This is a genomic window from Erwinia persicina NBRC 102418 (assembly GCF_001571305.1).
In the GTDB taxonomy this organism is placed as follows: Bacteria; Pseudomonadota; Gammaproteobacteria; order Enterobacterales; family Enterobacteriaceae; genus Erwinia; species Erwinia persicina.
Window position 1 is genome coordinate 1 of the sequence record NZ_BCTN01000049.1, and the last position, 2,673, is coordinate 2,673.

Consider the following 2,673-nt stretch of genomic DNA (forward strand, 5'->3'; position numbering starts at 1 on the left):
AACTGCTGACCAGGCCTGCCACGCTGACCATGGGAACCGGGCCACTGATGGGGCTGACCGGGCAGAAAGTGGTGCATGGCGTGGTAACGCATTTAGCAAGCACAAATCATTGCAGATAATTTTTCTTTGCAAAGTGAAGGGTATTATGGCTGGTTAAAGCTGAGGATTGACCACAGTATAACTTTGGATGGTGATATTTCTGAAGCTGTCATTAAACAAGGATATAAAAACGCGTTAAGAGGATTTCCATGGTGATACCGATAATTTTTCGGGTTATGCGTGCAGGCCTGCTTGCTGTTATATGTTTGCAGACCTTAACAGGATGTCCGGGGCCTGGCGACAGACTGAAGCCAGATGAAGAGGGGCATATCATTGTTAATGATGGGAGTGTTTGCTTCTCTGTCAATGGTGGCGATGACTATGTATTAAAGTACATATCTATTAATCCCCGGGGAACAAAACCAAAAGATGAAAAAATAATATTCAGCCCACAGTTACGGATAAATAATGAATTTCTTTGTATTCCACCATCATTTTATAAGTTTAATAAAGATGGCCAGTATTTCATTCAAGCCAGCTTTGCCTCTTTCAGGCATGCAGACCGTCCTCGACGTATTGTTTCAGCGCTGGAGGTGAGTAAAGGTGTGGTTCATAGCATACGACCCAACGATATGGAGATCCTGAGGCCGTATGATGAAATGATTAAGAATTGATGAATAGCAGTCTCGGAGGTAAGTAATGTTCTTTATTAAGCTAGTTATTGCCGCCGTACTGTTTTTTTGGATAGCTTTTGCTATCTGGGATATGACTTTATTGACTCCGGTCATCGACGGGAGAGTCTGGGTGACAAATTCAGACTGGCCCAATTGGTTAAGAGAGTAACCTTCAATATGGCAGTTATCTGCCTTTTGGATTACAGGGCGAGAATGTGGCAATGACGCCGAATGGTGAGCTCTATTTTCGTAATCAGTACCATGATGACTTTTCGCGGGTAGGATCAGTCGACCGATCATATGCAGCATCTATTCATCCATGAAATGAGTCATGCCTGGCAACGGGAAAGAGGGATGAATGTTATTGGACGGGGCCTGGTCAGTTGGATGGTGAGCTATCGTTACACACTCGATGGCCGTCTGTTAAGTGAATACCCGATGGAGCAGCAGGCGCAGATTATTGCAGATAATTTTACACTAGAGGCTCATGGCTATGATGGTTGGTTGCGTCTCAGGGGCTGGGAGATCGTTACTCTTGATGGTGATACATCTGAATCAATGATCCGAGAAATGTATAGAAATTCATTGAGAGGGTTTCCATGGTAAAAATAAAGTGGTGGCATTCAGTACTGTTTATTATTTTAGCTGTCACTTCTGTCTTTACATTAACCGGATGCCCGTGGGGTGGGATGAAATATTACCCAGCTGAAACAGCCAGCGTCTGGATGAAGAATAATGCAGTTTGTTATTACGTCCCAGATAGTAAGGATTATCAGCCTGTTTTCATCTCTATCAACCTCAGGAATAAATCGTCTAAAGAAAGGCAGTTTACCGAAAACCCGAATATACGAATTATTAATGGCCAATTATGTATTAGTCCTTCTTTTTACCATTTTCCTGATACGTCAAAAGCCCCATTTATTGTTGAGGTTGTATTGCAGTCTAAGAGTAAAAGTAACCATCCAAGGAGCTTTGTCACCGGATTTGAAATGATCAACGGTAAGGCTCGGGATGTATCGTTGACGACACGGGAATACCATGTGCCAGCGACGGCACGCTAAACACCATACTGAATAGTAACATTCGGCTTCTATATGATGATAATCCGATGCTTTGATTTATGCCTGAAAGGAATATTCACCTTCTTTTTCCTTTCCGTGCTGACAGGATGTCTTGGCCCGGGAGACAGGATGATTCCTCATCAAACCACATCTGTCAGCAAGCAGGGGGAAAATGTATGTTTAGATATTCCAGATGCTCAGGATTATCAACCTGCTGACATGGGGATAAATCCACGAGGAACACCTTCGAAGGAGAAGGCTTTTAATTTCTCTCCAGGCCTCACGATCGTTAATGGAAAATTATGCATTCCACCTTCTTTTTATCATTTTCCGGATAAGGGGAAGCTTATTTTTGAGTATGTATTGATTTCAAAGAAAAATGAAGATGAGCCACGGAAATTTGTCGTTGGCGTGGGGGTGAATAATGGGCAGTTATACAATTTTCCTCTGACCGATCGAGAAATAGCAAGGCCATATGGATCAATTCAAGTTTCCGAGTAGCTGGTCAATATAAAATAATGAGAACACTCACCTTTATTGCGTTGTTCGTGATAAGCGTACTCTTTCTTCCGGATGCATTTTTACACGTCTGTTAAGCGCTTTATACCATTAGTGGCGACGGCGAATACGGCATGAATAATTTTGACATGACCGTATAACTGATTAAAGCCCTCATTGCACAGTCGGGGCTGGAATTGTAATCACTCTTTTTCTTACTCACTAAGTACTTAAACCTGTTACTTGCCCGCCGGCAAGAAAGTCATGGACAGCAGGTTATCCCATGGAGTCAATATCATGAGTCTGACAGATACGCTTAAGAACACCCTGTCTGCGCTAACGGAAGGCGGGCTGAACCGCTACCGTCTGGATATTCCGTCCTGTACAGCCTCAGTGGATGT

3 protein-coding genes and 1 pseudogene are annotated in these 2,673 nt (G+C 43.2%); all 4 read left to right on the forward strand.

Features of this window, described 5'->3' with window-relative positions:
• Positions 1 to 248 precede the first annotated feature (248 nt).
• The 4 genes and pseudogenes from EPE01S_RS22515 to EPE01S_RS22525 all read left to right on the forward strand — a co-directional run bounded on the left by EPE01S_RS22515 (position 249) and on the right by EPE01S_RS22525 (position 2,275).
• Positions 249 to 713 carry a putative T6SS immunity periplasmic lipoprotein gene (locus EPE01S_RS22515; RefSeq protein ID WP_062749649.1) on the forward strand — a complete coding sequence of 155 codons (465 nt, stop codon included), beginning with the start codon at positions 249 to 251 and terminating at the stop codon, positions 711 to 713.
• 170 nt (positions 714 to 883) lie between these two features.
• Positions 884 to 1,319 (forward strand): annotated as a pseudogene (locus EPE01S_RS24150) (type IV secretion protein Rhs); the annotation flags it as partial.
• Complete coding sequence (locus EPE01S_RS23195; RefSeq protein ID WP_255210181.1) at positions 1,313 to 1,774, forward strand: putative T6SS immunity periplasmic lipoprotein; 462 nt, start codon at positions 1,313 to 1,315, stop codon at positions 1,772 to 1,774. The pseudogene EPE01S_RS24150 and the gene EPE01S_RS23195, both read left to right, overlap by 7 nt.
• Positions 1,775 to 1,810: 36 nt before the next feature.
• A complete protein-coding gene (locus EPE01S_RS22525) occupies positions 1,811 to 2,275 on the forward strand; it encodes a putative T6SS immunity periplasmic lipoprotein (protein WP_373279698.1) in 465 nt (154 codons plus the stop codon).
• Positions 2,276 to 2,673 lie beyond the last annotated feature (398 nt).

Bases quoted from the DNA above. Each gene is read 5' to 3' on its own strand.
- EPE01S_RS22515 (WP_062749649.1), top strand. From the start codon at position 249: ATGGTGATACCGATAATTTTTCGGGTTATGCGTGCAGGCCTGCTTGCT.
- EPE01S_RS23195 (WP_255210181.1), top strand. From the start codon at position 1,313: ATGGTAAAAATAAAGTGGTGGCATTCAGTACTGTTTATTATTTTAGCT.
- EPE01S_RS22525 (WP_373279698.1), top strand. From the start codon at position 1,811: ATGATAATCCGATGCTTTGATTTATGCCTGAAAGGAATATTCACCTTC.